Source organism: uncultured Bradyrhizobium sp. (genome assembly GCF_936928535.1).
Taxonomy (GTDB): Bacteria; Pseudomonadota; Alphaproteobacteria; order Rhizobiales; family Xanthobacteraceae; genus Bradyrhizobium.
Window position 1 is genome coordinate 57,026 of record NZ_CAKZHY010000121.1, and the last position, 13,323, is coordinate 70,348.

General features: G+C 63.9%; 22 protein-coding genes. 8 read left to right on the forward strand and 14 right to left on the reverse strand.

All coding sequences use genetic code 11. From position 1 onward, the window contains the following. Nucleotides 1–22 precede the first annotated feature (22 nt). Nucleotides 23–511 carry a bacterioferritin gene (bfr, locus tag Q0687_RS24895; protein WP_298882762.1) on the forward strand — a complete coding sequence of 163 codons (489 nt, stop codon included), beginning with the start codon at nt 23–25 and terminating at the stop codon, nt 509–511. Nucleotides 512–588: 77 nt separating this feature from the next. Here the strand turns inward: bfr and Q0687_RS24900 are convergent, their stop codons facing one another. The 4 genes from Q0687_RS24900 to Q0687_RS24915 form a co-directional block, all read right to left on the reverse strand. Then, nucleotides 589–1,191 carry an MSMEG_1061 family FMN-dependent PPOX-type flavoprotein gene (locus Q0687_RS24900; RefSeq protein WP_298882765.1) on the reverse strand — a complete coding sequence of 201 codons (603 nt, stop codon included), beginning with the start codon at nt 1,189–1,191 and terminating at the stop codon, nt 589–591. A 31-nt stretch (nt 1,192–1,222) separates the two neighbouring features. Then, on the reverse strand, nt 1,223–1,657 hold the full coding sequence (locus Q0687_RS24905) for a DoxX family protein (RefSeq protein WP_298882768.1): 435 nt from the start codon (nt 1,655–1,657) through the stop codon (nt 1,223–1,225). A gap of 41 nt (nt 1,658–1,698) precedes the next feature. After that, on the reverse strand, nt 1,699–2,043 hold the full coding sequence (locus tag Q0687_RS24910; RefSeq protein ID WP_128950206.1) for a hypothetical protein: 345 nt from the start codon (nt 2,041–2,043) through the stop codon (nt 1,699–1,701). A gap of 142 nt (nt 2,044–2,185) precedes the next feature. Continuing rightward, the gene (locus tag Q0687_RS24915) at nt 2,186–3,247 is read right to left on the reverse strand and encodes an alpha/beta fold hydrolase (RefSeq protein ID WP_298882773.1); all 1,062 of its coding nucleotides are present in this window, start codon (nt 3,245–3,247) and stop codon (nt 2,186–2,188) included. A gap of 126 nt (nt 3,248–3,373) precedes the next feature. Here Q0687_RS24915 and Q0687_RS24920 point away from each other — a divergent pair, with 126 nt between their 5' ends. Together Q0687_RS24920 and Q0687_RS24925 are read left to right on the forward strand one after the other, a co-directional pair. After that, a complete protein-coding gene (locus Q0687_RS24920; protein WP_298882776.1) occupies nt 3,374–3,640 on the forward strand; it encodes a DUF2277 domain-containing protein in 267 nt (88 codons plus the stop codon). 97 nt (nt 3,641–3,737) lie between these two features. Further along, the gene (locus tag Q0687_RS24925) at nt 3,738–3,953 is read left to right on the forward strand and encodes a hypothetical protein (RefSeq protein ID WP_298882779.1); all 216 of its coding nucleotides are present in this window, start codon (nt 3,738–3,740) and stop codon (nt 3,951–3,953) included. Between the two features lie 9 nt (nt 3,954–3,962). Here the strand turns inward: Q0687_RS24925 and Q0687_RS24930 are convergent, their stop codons facing one another. Next, the gene (locus Q0687_RS24930; protein ID WP_298882782.1) at nt 3,963–4,481 is read right to left on the reverse strand and encodes a collagen-like protein; all 519 of its coding nucleotides are present in this window, start codon (nt 4,479–4,481) and stop codon (nt 3,963–3,965) included. Nucleotides 4,482–4,638: 157 nt separating this feature from the next. Here Q0687_RS24930 and Q0687_RS24935 point away from each other — a divergent pair, with 157 nt between their 5' ends. Next, nucleotides 4,639–4,890, forward strand: coding sequence for a hypothetical protein (locus tag Q0687_RS24935; RefSeq protein ID WP_298882785.1), 252 nt, complete (start codon nt 4,639–4,641; stop codon nt 4,888–4,890). Here Q0687_RS24935 and Q0687_RS24940 read toward each other — a convergent pair. Beyond that, the gene (locus Q0687_RS24940; RefSeq protein ID WP_298882788.1) at nt 4,887–5,135 is read right to left on the reverse strand and encodes a helix-turn-helix domain-containing protein; all 249 of its coding nucleotides are present in this window, start codon (nt 5,133–5,135) and stop codon (nt 4,887–4,889) included. The genes Q0687_RS24935 and Q0687_RS24940 overlap by 4 nt on opposite strands. A gap of 216 nt (nt 5,136–5,351) precedes the next feature. Continuing rightward, a complete protein-coding gene (locus Q0687_RS24945) occupies nt 5,352–6,119 on the reverse strand; it encodes an SDR family oxidoreductase (protein ID WP_298882791.1) in 768 nt (255 codons plus the stop codon). Nucleotides 6,120–6,230: 111 nt separating this feature from the next. Between Q0687_RS24945 and Q0687_RS24950 the strand changes: the two genes are divergently transcribed. Further along, the gene (locus Q0687_RS24950; RefSeq protein WP_298882792.1) at nt 6,231–6,716 is read left to right on the forward strand and encodes a J domain-containing protein; all 486 of its coding nucleotides are present in this window, start codon (nt 6,231–6,233) and stop codon (nt 6,714–6,716) included. Nucleotides 6,717–6,720: 4 nt separating this feature from the next. Here Q0687_RS24950 and Q0687_RS24955 read toward each other — a convergent pair whose 3' ends face one another. From Q0687_RS24955 to Q0687_RS24970, 4 genes are all read right to left on the reverse strand, one after another. Then, complete coding sequence (locus Q0687_RS24955; RefSeq protein WP_298882795.1) at nt 6,721–7,359, reverse strand: hypothetical protein; 639 nt, start codon at nt 7,357–7,359, stop codon at nt 6,721–6,723. A 90-nt stretch (nt 7,360–7,449) separates the two neighbouring features. Next, nucleotides 7,450–7,701, reverse strand: a complete 252-nt coding sequence (locus Q0687_RS24960; RefSeq protein WP_298882798.1) for a hypothetical protein — start codon at nt 7,699–7,701, stop codon at nt 7,450–7,452. 218 nt (nt 7,702–7,919) lie between these two features. Further along, nucleotides 7,920–8,180, reverse strand: a complete 261-nt coding sequence (locus Q0687_RS24965) for a hypothetical protein (protein WP_298882800.1) — start codon at nt 8,178–8,180, stop codon at nt 7,920–7,922. 118 nt (nt 8,181–8,298) lie between these two features. Further along, nucleotides 8,299–8,685: a RidA family protein gene (locus Q0687_RS24970; RefSeq protein WP_298882803.1), complete on the reverse strand. Its 387-nt coding sequence runs from the start codon at nt 8,683–8,685 to the stop codon at nt 8,299–8,301. A 336-nt stretch (nt 8,686–9,021) separates the two neighbouring features. Between Q0687_RS24970 and Q0687_RS24975 the strand changes: the two genes are divergently transcribed. Beyond that, nucleotides 9,022–9,456, forward strand: coding sequence for a hypothetical protein (locus tag Q0687_RS24975; RefSeq protein WP_298882806.1), 435 nt, complete (start codon nt 9,022–9,024; stop codon nt 9,454–9,456). A 124-nt stretch (nt 9,457–9,580) separates the two neighbouring features. Here Q0687_RS24975 and Q0687_RS24980 read toward each other — a convergent pair whose 3' ends face one another. Beyond that, nucleotides 9,581–10,276: a glutathione S-transferase family protein gene (locus Q0687_RS24980; RefSeq protein ID WP_298882809.1), complete on the reverse strand. Its 696-nt coding sequence runs from the start codon at nt 10,274–10,276 to the stop codon at nt 9,581–9,583. 11 nt (nt 10,277–10,287) lie between these two features. Then, nucleotides 10,288–10,683, reverse strand: a complete 396-nt coding sequence (locus tag Q0687_RS24985; RefSeq protein WP_298882812.1) for a hypothetical protein — start codon at nt 10,681–10,683, stop codon at nt 10,288–10,290. A gap of 260 nt (nt 10,684–10,943) precedes the next feature. Here Q0687_RS24985 and Q0687_RS24990 point away from each other — a divergent pair, with 260 nt between their 5' ends. Both Q0687_RS24990 and Q0687_RS24995 read left to right on the forward strand, forming a co-directional pair. Continuing rightward, on the forward strand, nt 10,944–11,381 hold the full coding sequence (locus Q0687_RS24990) for a VOC family protein (protein ID WP_298882815.1): 438 nt from the start codon (nt 10,944–10,946) through the stop codon (nt 11,379–11,381). Nucleotides 11,382–11,599: 218 nt separating this feature from the next. Beyond that, nucleotides 11,600–12,328, forward strand: coding sequence for an SDR family oxidoreductase (locus Q0687_RS24995; RefSeq protein ID WP_298882818.1), 729 nt, complete (start codon nt 11,600–11,602; stop codon nt 12,326–12,328). Nucleotides 12,329–12,445: 117 nt separating this feature from the next. On the opposite strand, the gene Q0687_RS25000 is transcribed toward Q0687_RS24995, so the two are convergent. Then, the gene (locus Q0687_RS25000) at nt 12,446–13,090 is read right to left on the reverse strand and encodes a glutathione S-transferase family protein (protein ID WP_298882821.1); all 645 of its coding nucleotides are present in this window, start codon (nt 13,088–13,090) and stop codon (nt 12,446–12,448) included. Between the last annotated feature and the right edge of the window lie 233 nt (nt 13,091–13,323).

A 13,323-nucleotide genomic window follows, 5' to 3' on the forward strand; every position in this document is an offset into this window, starting at 1 on the left:
ACTGCAAGAGCTGGAGTGAACCATGCAGGGCGACGCAAGAGTCATCGACTATCTCAACAAGGCACTGCGTCACGAGCTGACTGCGATCAACCAGTACTGGCTGCACTATCGCTTTCTCGACAATTGGGGCCTGCTGGATATGGCGAAGGTCTGGCGTAAGGAGTCCATCGAGGAGATGGAGCACGCTGACAAGCTCACCGCGCGCATCCTGTTCTTCGACGGCTTCCCGAACATGCAGGTGCTGGATCCCCTGCGTATCGGCCAGAACGTCAAGGAGATCATCGAGTGCGATCTCGCCGCCGAGATGAGCGCGCGCGCACTCTACCAGGAAGCGGCGACCTACTGCCACAGCGTCAAGGACTACGTCACCCGTGACCTGTTCGAGAAGCTGATGAGCGACGAAGAGCACCACATCGACTTCCTCGAGACCCAACTCGATTTGATCGGCCGCATCGGCCTCGAGCTCTACACCCAGAAGCACGTCGGCGGGCTCGAGGGCGAGGGGCACTAGCGACTAACGCTGCCACATGCACCGCTGTCGTCCTGGCGCAGGCCGGGACGATACTTTGATTGTCGCGCCAGCTGACCTCACAACTGCGTCTTGTAACGCTCTTCCACGATCTCCTGGCTTTCCGGCTCGCCGAGGCCGGTCTGGTCGTGGATCACCTGGGCGACACTCGGCATCACCGAGCGCTCGACCTTTTCCGGCGACCACAGCTTGGAGCGCATCAGCGCCTTGCCACAGTGGAAGTAGACTTCGCTGACGGCGACGTTAAGCACCGCGCGTGGCGGCTTGCCGAACTCCACCATCGAGGCGAGCAGATCCGGATCGATCGAAAGTGTGCCGCGCCCGCCGACGCGCAGCGTCTCGTCGATCCCGGGCACGAAGAACAGCAGATGCACGAACCCCGAGCCCTCGACGACATTGCGAAAACTGTCGATGCGGTTGTTGCCGGCACGGTCGGGCATGAGCAATTGGTTGGGGCCGGCAACGCGGGCAAAGCCGACGCTGCCACCGCGCGGTGAGGCATCGACGCTGCCATCGAGACCCGATGTCGCGAGCACGCAGAACGGCGACATCTCGATGAACTTCTTCGCGTGCGCATCGATGGCGGGACGCGCTTTCGCGATCACGCGCGGGGTTGGCTTCGCATAGATGGTGGCGAGGTCTTCGGCGCAAAGGTCGGTCACGAAGGTCTCCCTGATTGAAGCTTCGAGGATATCACTCTCCGGCCTTGCCGCTATCACCTTTGTGAGGCCGCCACGGCCAATCGATCACCCCGGCAGCGTACAGTGCCCACCAGATCAGGACCGGCTGAAGTGCCAGCCGTGGCCCGTGATAGAGCCAGCTGTTGGGAATGGGCGGAAGGTCGATGCCTTCGATGGCATGCTTGATGTTCGCAGGCCAGACGCAGAGCGCATAGAGCGCGAGTGCGACGCCCGCCCACCAGCGCAACGGTCTCGTCACCAGCGCGATGGCACCTGCGATTTCACAGATGCCGGTGACCAGAATGATTTGCGTCGCAAACGGAACCCAGGACGGCGTGATCGCGAGAAGTTTGTCCGGGATCCGCAGATGCGCGGTGCCGGCCGCAAGATAGAACGCCGCGAGCACAAAGCGCATCACGGCGCGTGATCTGTCGTCTGCAGAAGCCATCAGTTGAACTATCATGCGGGCAGCGAAGGCGCCACCGCGGGCTACACCGCGTCGGCAGGCACGAAGCAGCTGATGATGATGGCACCGCGATGGTGGACGTACCACACCACGGCCTGACCGACCGGATTGCCGCGATCCCTGATGATGGCGCGCTCTGGCACCTCCATCCACTGTCCCTCGATCGGCACCCAGTAAGCACCTTTGCGCACGTCGTAGTCCGTGCGGTGTCCATCGGAGATGTCGCAGCAAGGTACGCCGTTAGGCGCGATCACGCTCTTGAACCAAGCGCGGATGTCGGGCGGAACGCTGTCGTACTGACCATTGTCGAACGCGAGCGCGGTGCCCGTCATCGCGGCGAGCCAAACGCACAGCGCAAGCCTGTGCATGCAAATCCTCCTCATCGCGTTTTCGATTCGCATCTTTGACGCGATTAAGCCCGAGCCGTCGGCTCATTGCATGCTCAAATAATATGCGGCGCCGAGGCGCCGCATATGATGCGTTGCGATATCGCGGTCGCTCGGACGATGTCTACATCGTGCGCTGCGGTGCGGTTTGCATCAATTGCCTGATCTGCTCGCTGTAGAATTTTGCGTTGCTGGTGGTGCCATGGCCGCGCGTCTCGGTGCTCGCGGGGATCAGGTACAGCTTGCCGTTCTTGACCCGCTTCATCGCGGCGTCCGTGAGTCCGGTCTCGGGCGGGTTGCGCTCGTCGTCGGCGGCATTGATCAGCAGCAGCGAGGCCTCGATGGCCTCGAGCTTCTCGGCAGCGTTGTAGTCGTGCGAGGACTCCCACTGATACACGTAGTCGTTCGCGTCAGCAGTGATCGGCGTCGCCAGCCGCTCGCTGACGATCGCGTCGGCCTTCGACGCGGTCGGCGCCTGCTGCTGGTAGGCGAGCGTGCCACCGATGCTGGCGATGCCATAGGCGGTGATCGCGTACTTCATCATCCGTGGTTGGCTGGTATAGTTGCCGCCGTTGTAGTCGGGATCGTTCCTGATGGTGTCGAGCATGATCCGCCGCAGCATCCAGTTGCGTGACGCCATCTCGGTCGGCTGCGAGGCCATCGGTACCAGCGCATCCATGTCCTTTGGATATTTCTCGCCCCAAAGCCACGTCTGCATGCCACCCATGGAGTTGCCGATCACGAGCCGAAGGTGCTTGACGCCGAGGCCTTCAGTCACGAGGCGATGCTGCGCCTCGACCATGTCGTCGTAATCGTATTTCGGAAAGCTCGTCTTCATGCCGTCGGAAGGCTTCGACGATTTGCCGTGGCCGATCGCGTCAGGGAGAATGATGTAATATTTGGATGCATCGAGCGGCTGCCCGGCGCCGAACAATTCGCCGGCGAAGGCTGGCGTCAGCATGCTCGCGCCCGAGCCGCCGGTGCCGTGCAGCACCAGCACCGGCTGTCCGGTCGGGTCACCGATCGTGGTGTAGTGCAGCTTCACTTCCGGCATCACCTCGCCGGTGTGGAATTTGAAGCCCTTCGCGATCCAGTCGCCCTGCTTGGGCGCAGGGTAATCGGCTGCGAACGCCGATGCCGAAATGGACAGCAGAGCGGCCGACAGCGCCGCACAACAAGCTTTCATGTTCCTCTCCCCAGGGCGGCTCATATCCGGCGGCCGCGTTGGCGTGGATCTTAGCAGAAGAGGGCGGAACGATGTAGGATTTCGGTTCAGCCGATCGTCTATGAGGAAACCACCGGGAGAAGCTGCATGTGCCGCAACATCAGAACGTTGTTCAATTTCGAGCCGCCGGCGACGGAGGATGAGATCCACGCCAGTGCACTGCAGTTCGTGCGAAAGCTCTCCGGCTTCAACAAGCCATCCCAGGCCAATGAGGCGGCGTTCGACCGCGCGGTGGCGGAGGTTTCAGACGCTGCGCGAAAGCTGCTGACCTCGCTGAATACCCACGCGCCGGCGCGCGACCGGGAGGTCGAAGCGGAGAAAGCGAAGGAGCGCTCGCGGCTGCGCTTCGGCTAGAGGTTCCACAAAGCTCCATCGTGACGTGCCTCACGGAAGCGGCGGTCATGACGCGCGATGATGTCTGCCGGGGTTCTGACAACCCGGAGCAGGAACCATGAGCCGTCCCCTTCTTCCGCTGAAAGCCGGTGCCATCATATTCACGCTGTTGTGGACCGCGTGGATGATGTGGTGGAGCGGCTCGTTCTCGAGCGCGAACGTGGCGATCCTGGCGGTTTGCGGCGCGGCAGTCGGCTATCTCTGGTACCGCGCCATGCGCTGGCAGTTCGAGCGCATGGGCATGGTGCCGCGGCGGGACGAGCCGGCGAAGTAGCTGCGCCCGCTAGTCCTTGTGGCCGTGCTTCCTCTTTTTCTTCTTTTTCTTGGGCCCGTCGCCTTCGTCCTCCTCGCTATCGCTATCGGAGGACGCATCATCAGCCTCGTGCACTGCAGCTTCGAGGGCGGCGCGCTCGGCGGCCTCCTGCTCGCGCTGGCGGCGGCGCTCATCCCAGGCGTCGAAGAGCTGCTCGAGCCACGGCAGCACTTGCTCGATCGACGGTAATTGGCCTGATGGGCCCGGCTCGCCGCGCGGGCCTTGAGGACCGGCGGGGCCCTGGGGCCCGGCTGGGCCCTGCGGTCCCGCGGCTCCCCGCGGACCGGCTTCGCCCGGCTTGCCCGGCAAACCAGGCTTGCCCTGAGCGCCAGCCTTTCCGGCCGGTCCCGGCTTGCCCTGCGGCCCCGGCTTGCCGCGTGCGCCGTCCGGGCCTCGTTTGCCCGGATGACCCTGCGGCCCCGGCCGTCCCGGTTCGCCCTGCCGTCCGCGCGGACCCTGAGGTCCCGGCCGTCCCTGATCGTCTGCCACGCCGCTGCTCCCTCTTAGCACGCTTGCTACTTAGCGGCGTTTGACGACAGCAGCAATTCCGCCCGCGCGTCGTGGCGAGCTTGATCAACATCAATCGGCGCGGCTGGACGCCGTGCCATTGACGACGTGCGGCCATAACCCTTGCGAGGAACGACCGATGCGCGCAGCCTGGAAAATCTTCTGCCTGTCCGCGATCGTTCTTGCGGCGACGCTCGGCCTTGCTCATCTGCTCGTGCCCGACGTCGTCCCGGTTGGCTATGCCGAGGAGCCGCAGCCGTCATGGGCGATCCTGACGGCCTTCGCGTTGCGCGCAGTCGCGTTGACTGCGGCCTGGGTCGCGATCATCACGTTGTCACTGCTTGTAGGCACGAAGCTCTATCGGACGTTCTTCGGCGCCGTCACGCGCTAGTCGTGATAGGCCGGCACCTCGATGCCGGAGGCGGCATAAATCCTGATCTTGTTGCGCAGCGTGCGCACCGACAGGCCGAGCACACGCGAGGCACGCGTGCGGTTGCCGTCGCAGCGCGCGAGCGTCTGGAGCACGAGCTCGCGCTCGACCTCATCGACGGTCGCTCCGATCAGCAGTGGAACGATCTCGTTGGGTGCAAGGAATTGCGCGCCCTGCTCGGGCGCTGCGACATGAACAGTGGTCATCAACACACTCCCCGATCAACGCCCGCTTCCATCGTTGGAAGCGGATCGAGAACAAACGACCCCCAAGCCGTATATCCTAAGCCGTAGATCTACGGTGGGCGGGTTTGGTTAACGAAAGGTTAATTCCGGGCGATCGCACGAATTGACCTTGGGAATGCCGCTGCGTTGCCGCGATTGGCACGAGATGCATAGCGATACGGCCGCATCTCGCGCGGCTCACACCGTGCGATAACCGCCATCCACCATGACGATCGATCCCGTGACGAAAGACGACAGGTCTGACGCGAGGAAGATTGCAGGACCGACGATGTCTTGGGGCTTACCGGTGCGCGCGAGCGGGGTGTGATCGACGAAGGCCTGCACCAGCGCAGGATTGGTGGCGCGCACATGCGCGTTGATGTTGGTCTCAATGAAGCCTGGCCCGATCGCGTTGACGCGGACGCCTTCCTTGCCGAGCTCGACCGCGAGCGCCTTGGTGAAGCCGAGCACGCCGTGCTTCGACGTGGTGTAGGCCGCCGAGCTCGGCGTGCGCAGATGCACGAAGGACTGGATCGAGGCGATATTGATGATACGGCCCTTGGCTGCGCGCAGCGGGCCAAGGAAGGCCTGCGTCGTGTTGAAGACGCCGTTGAGGTTGAGCGAGATGATGTCGTTCCAGTCCTTCGCCACCGCCTCGGTCTCGGCGGTGATGGCATTGCGGCGGGTGATGCCGGCATTGTTGACAAGGATCGACACTTGCCCGACCTTGTCGGCAACTTGCTTGGCGAGAGCAAAGCAGTCGTCGCGCTTGGTCACGTCGAGCGCAAAGCTCTCGGCCTTGCCGCCGGCCTTGCGGATCTCCTCGGCGGCCTCCGCGACCGTGCCGGCATTGAGGTCGAGCAGCACCACTTGCGCGCCCTCGCGGGCATAGCCGGCGGCGATCGCCCGGCCGATGCCGGAACCGGCGCCCGTGACGACAGCGATGTGGTTTGCGAGCAATGCCATGGCAATTTCCTCCCGATTTCGTTTCTAAGTTTCATGAAAGGCTAACTCGAAATTAAGGGGTCGGAAACGGCAGCCTTGGCATACTCGTCTGCGTTGCTAAACGTTGCGCGCATGATGGAACGACTTGAATCCTGGAAACTGGCGCTCGAGCGCCTGCGGTCGGCGGATACAGCTGATTGGGCCGAGGCGGGCCGGCTCGTGGCCGAGATCATCAGGATGAGCACGGACGCAACGTTGCGCCAGGCCGCCGAACAGGCATTGCCCGTGCTGCGTCAGGCCGTGGGCACTGATGATCACGGCGTGAACCTCGCCGCCCGACGCCGCATCGGTGTGATCCTCGATGTCGTCCATGATCTGACCGCGCCGCGCTTCGGCCGTCGCAACGGGGCACCAAAGAAGCTGTCCAGCGAGGACCGCGCCCGCAAGATGCTGGGCCTGCCGCTCGCGGTACAGCTCACTTGCGAGGACATCAACCAGGCCTATCGCCGCGCCGCCAAGGGCATGCATCCCGACCGGGGCGGCAGCGCGCAGGCCTTCATCGACTTGTCGGCCGCGCGCGATGTCCTGATTCATCCCGGCGCGCACAAGGACCCCTGAGCGCTCAGCTCTTGTTGACGCAGCTCGGATAGGGTGCGGCCTCGCCTGATACGATCGGGCAGAGATCGATCGGGTTCAGATCGCGCAGGCGCGTTTCCCACCTGGTGTCGTTGATCGGCGGCTCGTCGCTTTCGGGGCCGCGTTCGGCCCATTGGATCGTGTAATAGTCGCTCGCGCCCTTGAGCGTGATCAGCAGCGTGGTCTCGCTGTGGCGCGTCGGGCCGCTGTCGATGCGGCCGCAACCGATCACCGCGACGAAGCCCTCGAAGCGGCCGAACATGGTCTCGCCCAAGGGCCTCGCCGCAAAACTGTCGGGGCAGGCCGATCTGAAGCCGCCGGCGATGGTGCCCGCGAACATCTCCGGCGAGCTCCCTGGCTTCAGCGTCATGCCCTTCTCGCCTGTCACCGTGATCATCTGCGTCCAGCGCTCGGGCGTCTCGCCCTTGAGCACGGCTTCGCGGATGTAGTGACTGCCCTTGGTGTTCTCGAACACGACGGCGAAATGCGATGGCATCGCGAAGGAGACGAGCTGGCCGAAGATCGGCGAGATCACGCGGAAGGATTGCGGAGCTTGCGCCTGTGCTGCTGCGGCGAGCAGGAGCGAAGCGGTGAGGGCCGCCGGCGTCGTGGTCCGTGTGCGCATCGACCTGTACCTCCGGGAGGCAAAAAAACGACCGGGCAAGGATGCTAGCGTCGCATCCTTGCCCGGCCCTGTCGTCCGCCGATCGAAATGTTACCAGCTGCAGTGGCCGGCCTTCAACGCAGAGTCCTTCATCACGAGCGCGTCGACGAAAGTCGGCACACTCGCGCTGGCGCGATGATAGCCGGCGGGCCACGGCGTGGTCGGAATGCTCTCGTCCCAGATCTGGCAGAGGCCGCTGTCCTGCCAGCGGATCAGGTGATAGCCGGCTTCGGCCGGGCTCGCCGCGACGAAGGCGGCAGCGGCAAGACCGGCGGCAGCGCAGAGCATGGAAATACGACGCATGGATCAGCTCCTCAAATTGAAAGATGTGATGCGCCTCCCGACAATGACGGGGAGGGGTGCGGGGCGCTTCCTCAGCCTGCGTCCCGGACAAGAGGTGAGTAGTTCCGTGTGCTGATCAGGTTCAAAGCGCAAGCCTGCGAAATTGCCGAATTCGCCGGCCAAAAGAACAGGGCGGGCTGCTCGCGCAACCCGCCCTCATCAAGGATCGGCCTGATGGCTTAGAGCGTGCAGCGGCGCTCGCCGCGCATCTTGATCTGCAGGTCGGAGGCCTGGGTGAAAGTCGGGAACGGCTTGCTGACGACCTTGTAGGTCGAGACGCCCCACTGCATCGGCTTGTAGTGCAGGTCCTCGTTCCAGACCTGGCAGATGCCCGTGTTGTCCCAGCGGATCACGTAATAGCCGACCTTCGCGAAGGCGGGCGCGGCAAAGACGGAGCTGGCGATGCCGGCAACGGCACAAAGGGCGAAAACGCGACGCATGGAAAATCTCCTGGTGGGAAGGTGATGGGTCAACTCGTGCGGCAAAACGCTGCGTCTTGCAAGCCGCAGCAGGGCCGTTCACGGATATGTCAGGCGCATGGCTGCGGTCGCCGCTTGACTAGCCCTTGGCCAGCGACGCCACCGCCTCGATCTCGATCAGCATTTTCGGATCGGGCAGGGCCTGCACCACGCAGGTGGTGCGTGCAGGGAACGGCGGCGGGCCGAACGCGCCGGCATAGAGCGCATTCATCGCGGCAACGTCTGAAGCGCGGGTCAGCAGCACGTTGACCTTGACGAGGTCGCGGGTGGTGGCGCCGGCCTCGTCCAGCACCCGCTTGATGTTGACGGCGACATTGGCGAACTGCGCCTCGAACCCCGCAGGCAGCGCACCCTGGGCGTCGAAGCCGGGAATGCCCGAGACGAACAGCAGCTCGCCGACGCGGGTCGCGAAGGACAGCGGCGGCGCCTTGACGTGCGGCGGGGGCGCGAAATGCTGGATCGGCATGGGGGCCTCGGATGTGTGATGGAGCTGGCGGCGAGCGTAGCGCTGTGCGGGGCCTGCTCCAACCAAAAACGCGAAAACAACCCCATGCACAGTAGAAATCGTTGGAAATATTAGATTTCGGGAATGGAGAAATTAAGATTGCTCCGTCGGGCAAAACAGTGGCAGAATGGCATCGTGGGATTGCGCGGGTGTGTCGACGCGCCGCTCTTCTTCGCTCTCCCCGCGTACGGCGAGAGGGAGAGAAATTCCCCATCATGTTGCCGCCGCGATCGATAGGATAGATTGCGGCGTCTGATTCGCTTTTCCTTTCCAGAAAATAGCCCCCGGAGACGCCTCATGAAGATTGCTTCCACCTTGCGTGCCGCGCTCGTCGCCATGGCCGCGCTGGCCGGCCTTTCGACCGCGGCGCAGGCCGACGGCGGCACCGTGGTGCTGACGATCTACAAGGCGGGCTGGTTCATCGGTGGCTCCGGCGGCTCGGGCGTTTTGAACTTCCGCGGCCGCTCCTACGCGCTCTCGACCGGCGGGCTCGATTACGGCCTTGTGTTCGGCGGCTCCAAGACCGTGCTGCGCGGCCGCGTCTCCAATATCGTCAGGCCCTCCGACGTCGCCGGCGTCTATGGCGCGGCCGGTGCGGGCCTTGCGGTCGGCCGCGGCGCCCGCGCCATCGTGCTGACCAACCAGAAGGGCGCGGTGCTGGAGCTGTCGGGCACCCAGACCGGCCTGATGGCGAATGCCGATCTGAGCGGGCTTGCGATCACGATGCGGTAGAGGACGGTGCTATAGGGTGGGCAAAGGCGCAAAGCGCCGTGCCCACCATTCTCCGTGATGGATACAGATCGTGGGCACGCTTGCGCTTTGCCCACCCTACGAGTTCTCGCAATGACGGAAAGAGCTACTTCCCGCTCACCATCGCATGCACCCGCTCGCAATGCGCGACCAGATTTGCATGCGCCTCGACGAACGCCTTCAGCGGTGTCGGGATCGGGAAGTAGTAGATATTCGCGATGAAGCCGTAGATGCCGGCATCGCAGCTGGTGGGCCGCTCGCCATCGACGAAACCGGACGCGGGCACGATTCCCGCCAGCACCTGCAGATCGGTAAGTCCCCGCGCATAGGCCTGCTCGGGCGTGTAGCGGCCGATGCCCTGGTAATGATAGCGCTGCGAATTATAGGCCCTTGCCTTCTCGAATCCTGCTGCGTCGATCTGCGGATGCTGGGCGATGAAGCCGTCGCGGAACGCCGGATAATAGCGCTCGTCCTTCCAGCGCGAATAGGACATCACCCAATAGAGATCATCCAGCATGCGCGTGACGAGAAGATGGGTGCGGCGCTGTGCCGGCGACAGCGCGGCGTCGATGACGAGGTGATACTTCCTGATCGCATGCGCAATGATGGTCTCGCTGTCGCCGATGGTCTCGCCGTCATCGACGACGTAGGGCAGTTGCCCGCGCGGCGCGGCAGAGGCATCGAAGACGTGCTCGTGCACGAACGGGATGCCTGCGAGCTTCAAGAAAGCGTAGACCTTCAGTCCGTAGCCGTTGTTGTCTGCGACGCCAAACAATTCGGGATACGAATAAAGGGTCAGCATGGGTTGCTCGCTTATTTGCCGGCCGGTTCGTTTGCCCGCTTGCCGGTGGTCATCGCCTTGGCCTGCTTGCTGGAGCGGATCATCAGGAACGATCCTGACGTGCCGGGCAGCCGCCAGCGCCCGTCGATCTCGGTCGCCTCGCCGTTCATGATGCCGTCATAGTGCACGATGTCGAAGCCGTAGCCCGGCGGTTCGTAGCGCTTGACGAACGACACGGCGTGGCCTGAGCGATGGCCCGTGATCGAGGCGCTGTGGGTTCGCACCGGGCAGTGCGGATTCGAGCAGGGCTCGGTGACGTGGCCTGCAAGCGCGCCGCCGGCCTCGACCAGGGTCGCCGTGAACGTGACCATTCCCGTGCCGGGTTGGATGTAAGTGCCGTCCCAGACACCGGAGAGATCGTCGCTCATGGCGGCGGTTTCCTCTGAACAATCATTCCGGTTGATCCCGGCTTTTCCACCCAAAGTCGTATCGCCCCGGTTCCGCGCTTGCAATAGTCCGCGGACGTCCATTGGTCGCGGGATGCGCGACATCATCCGTTCGGTGGACTGCGGTCCCCTCAAGGCAAAAAAAAGAGCCATTCCGCCTGTCGGATGATCGTCCGCTCGTTCGTTCTTCGGGCGACGGCGCATCTCGGGTGCGTCCGGTTCGACGCGAAAGGATAGCGCATATGACCTCCATCACGCCGTTTCTCTGGTTCGACAACAACGTTCCGCAGGCCGTCGCCTTCTACAAATCGGTGTTCCCCAACGCTGAGGTCGAGACCGTCAGCGACTTCATGGCGGTGTTCGAGCTCGAGGGCCAGCGCTTCCACGCGCTCAACGGCGGGCCGCAATACCGCTTCAACGAGGCGGTGTCGTTCTTCATCAGCGTCGAGACGCAAGAGGAGGTGGACTATTTCTGGACCCGCCTCACCGCCGACGGCGGCGAGGAATCCCGCTGCGGCTGGCTGAAGGACAAGTTCGGCTTGTCCTGGCAGGTGATCCCGTCGGCACTCGGCCGCTATCTCGGCGACCCCGACCGCACCAAGGCGAACCGCGTGATGCAGGCGATGATGGGGATGCGGAAGATCGTGATTGCGGATCTGGACAAGGCGTATGTGGGGTGAGGGGACGGCGGCTTTGTGTGACCTGCTAACCAAATCCACGGTGGAGTAGGGTGGGCAAAGGCGCGCTCTTCGCGCGCCGTGCCCACGTTCTGCCGGATTTGCAGAGAGATCGTGGGCACGGCGCAAGAGCGCCTTTGCCCACCCTACGAGACCTGCGATCGCTTCGCGAACTTGCTCTCCATCGCTATACTGCCTGATATCAGCAAGATGGTGATCCCATGGCAAGAGAATTGGAAGGCAAGGTTGCGGCGGTGACGGGGGCCGCGTCGGGCATTGGCCTTGCGAGCACTGAAGCGATGCTGGCCGCGGGTGCGCGGGTGGTGATGGTCGATCGCGACGAGGCCGCGTTGACGGCGCTCAATCGCAAGCATGGCGACGCCGTGATCCCGCTGCTCATCGACCTGCTCGATCCCAAGGACTGCGCAACGCTGCTGCCGCGCGTGCTGGAGAAGGCCGGGCAGCTCGACATCTTCCATGCCAATGCGGGCAGCTATGTTGGCGGCGACCTGATCGATGCCGACAGCACGGCGATCGACCGGATGCTGAATTTGAACGTCAACGTCGTGATGAAGAACGTGCACGACGTGCTGCCGCACATGATCGCGCGCCGAACCGGAGACATCATCGTGACGAGCTCGCTTGCGGCGCATTTTCCGACGCCATGGGAGCCGGTCTATGCGTCGTCGAAATGGGCGATCAACTGCTTCGTACAGACGGTGCGGCGCCAGGTGTTCAAGCACGGCATTCGCGTCGGCTCGATCTCGCCCGGCCCTGTCGTCACCGCGCTGATCGCGGACTGGCCGCCTGAGAAGCTGAAGGAGGCGAGGGAGTCCGGAAGCCTGCTGGAGCCCAGCGAAGTCGCTGACGTCGTGATGTTCATGCTGACGCGGCCGCGTGGCATGACCATCCGCGACGTCGTGATGATGCCGACGAATTTCGATCTGTAGGCGTTGCTCTTGTAGGGTGGGCAAAGGCGCGCGTCCTCGCGCGACGTGCCCACGTTCTATCGGAGAGAGGTGGTGGGCACGGCGCTTCGCGCCTTTGCCCACCCTACCGCACCGCGCCTAGCCGGTCGCCGCCGTGAACACCGCCAGCTGCGCCTCGAATGCGCGGCGAAAGGCCGGCCGCGCTTCGCCGCGGGCGACATAGGACGCGAGGGTCGGATAGTCCTCGAGCATGCGCGATGTCATCAGCCGGCGCAGCACCGTCACCATCAGCACGTCGCCGGCGCTGAACGCGCCGTCGAGCCAGTCGCCGCCGCCGAGATGGCGGGACAACTCGCCGAGCCTGATGCCGACGCGATTTCTCAGGATCGGCAGGCGCTTCTCATACCAGCTCTCGTCGTGCTCCAGCAGCATCGCCATCCCGAGCTCGACGATCGGCGGCTCCATCGTGTTGAGCGCGGCAAACATCCAGGCGATCGCGCGGCTCCTGGCGTTCGTGTCCTTCGGCAGCAGGCCGTCATGATGCTCGGCGATATGCAGCACGATCGCGCCGGTCTCGAACAGCGCGAGATCGCCGTCCTCATAGGTCGGGATCTGCCCGAACGGATGCAGCGCCAGATGATCGGGCTGCTTCATTTGATCAAACGACAGCAGCCGAACGTCATAGGGCTGGCCCACCTCCTCGAGCGCCCAGCGCAGGCGCATGTCGCGCGCCTGTCCCCGGCCGCGGTCGGGCGAGTTTGCGAAGGCGGTGATGGTGGGCATGCGGGGCTCCGGGGTGAGCAGGATTGATGTGCGGAGGACGAACGAGCGAGGCGGATTCCGACTCCTGCTTCGGATGATAGAACGCTGCGAACCCCAAATCGGGTGTCGTCCCGGCGAAGGCCGGGACCCATATGTGGACGGCCCCCGTGGCACAAGAGCTTTGTCAGGTTTGATCGGATCGCTTGCATCCATATGTGCGGCCTGTTGGGTGCAGCTTGCTAGCCGCTGGCCAA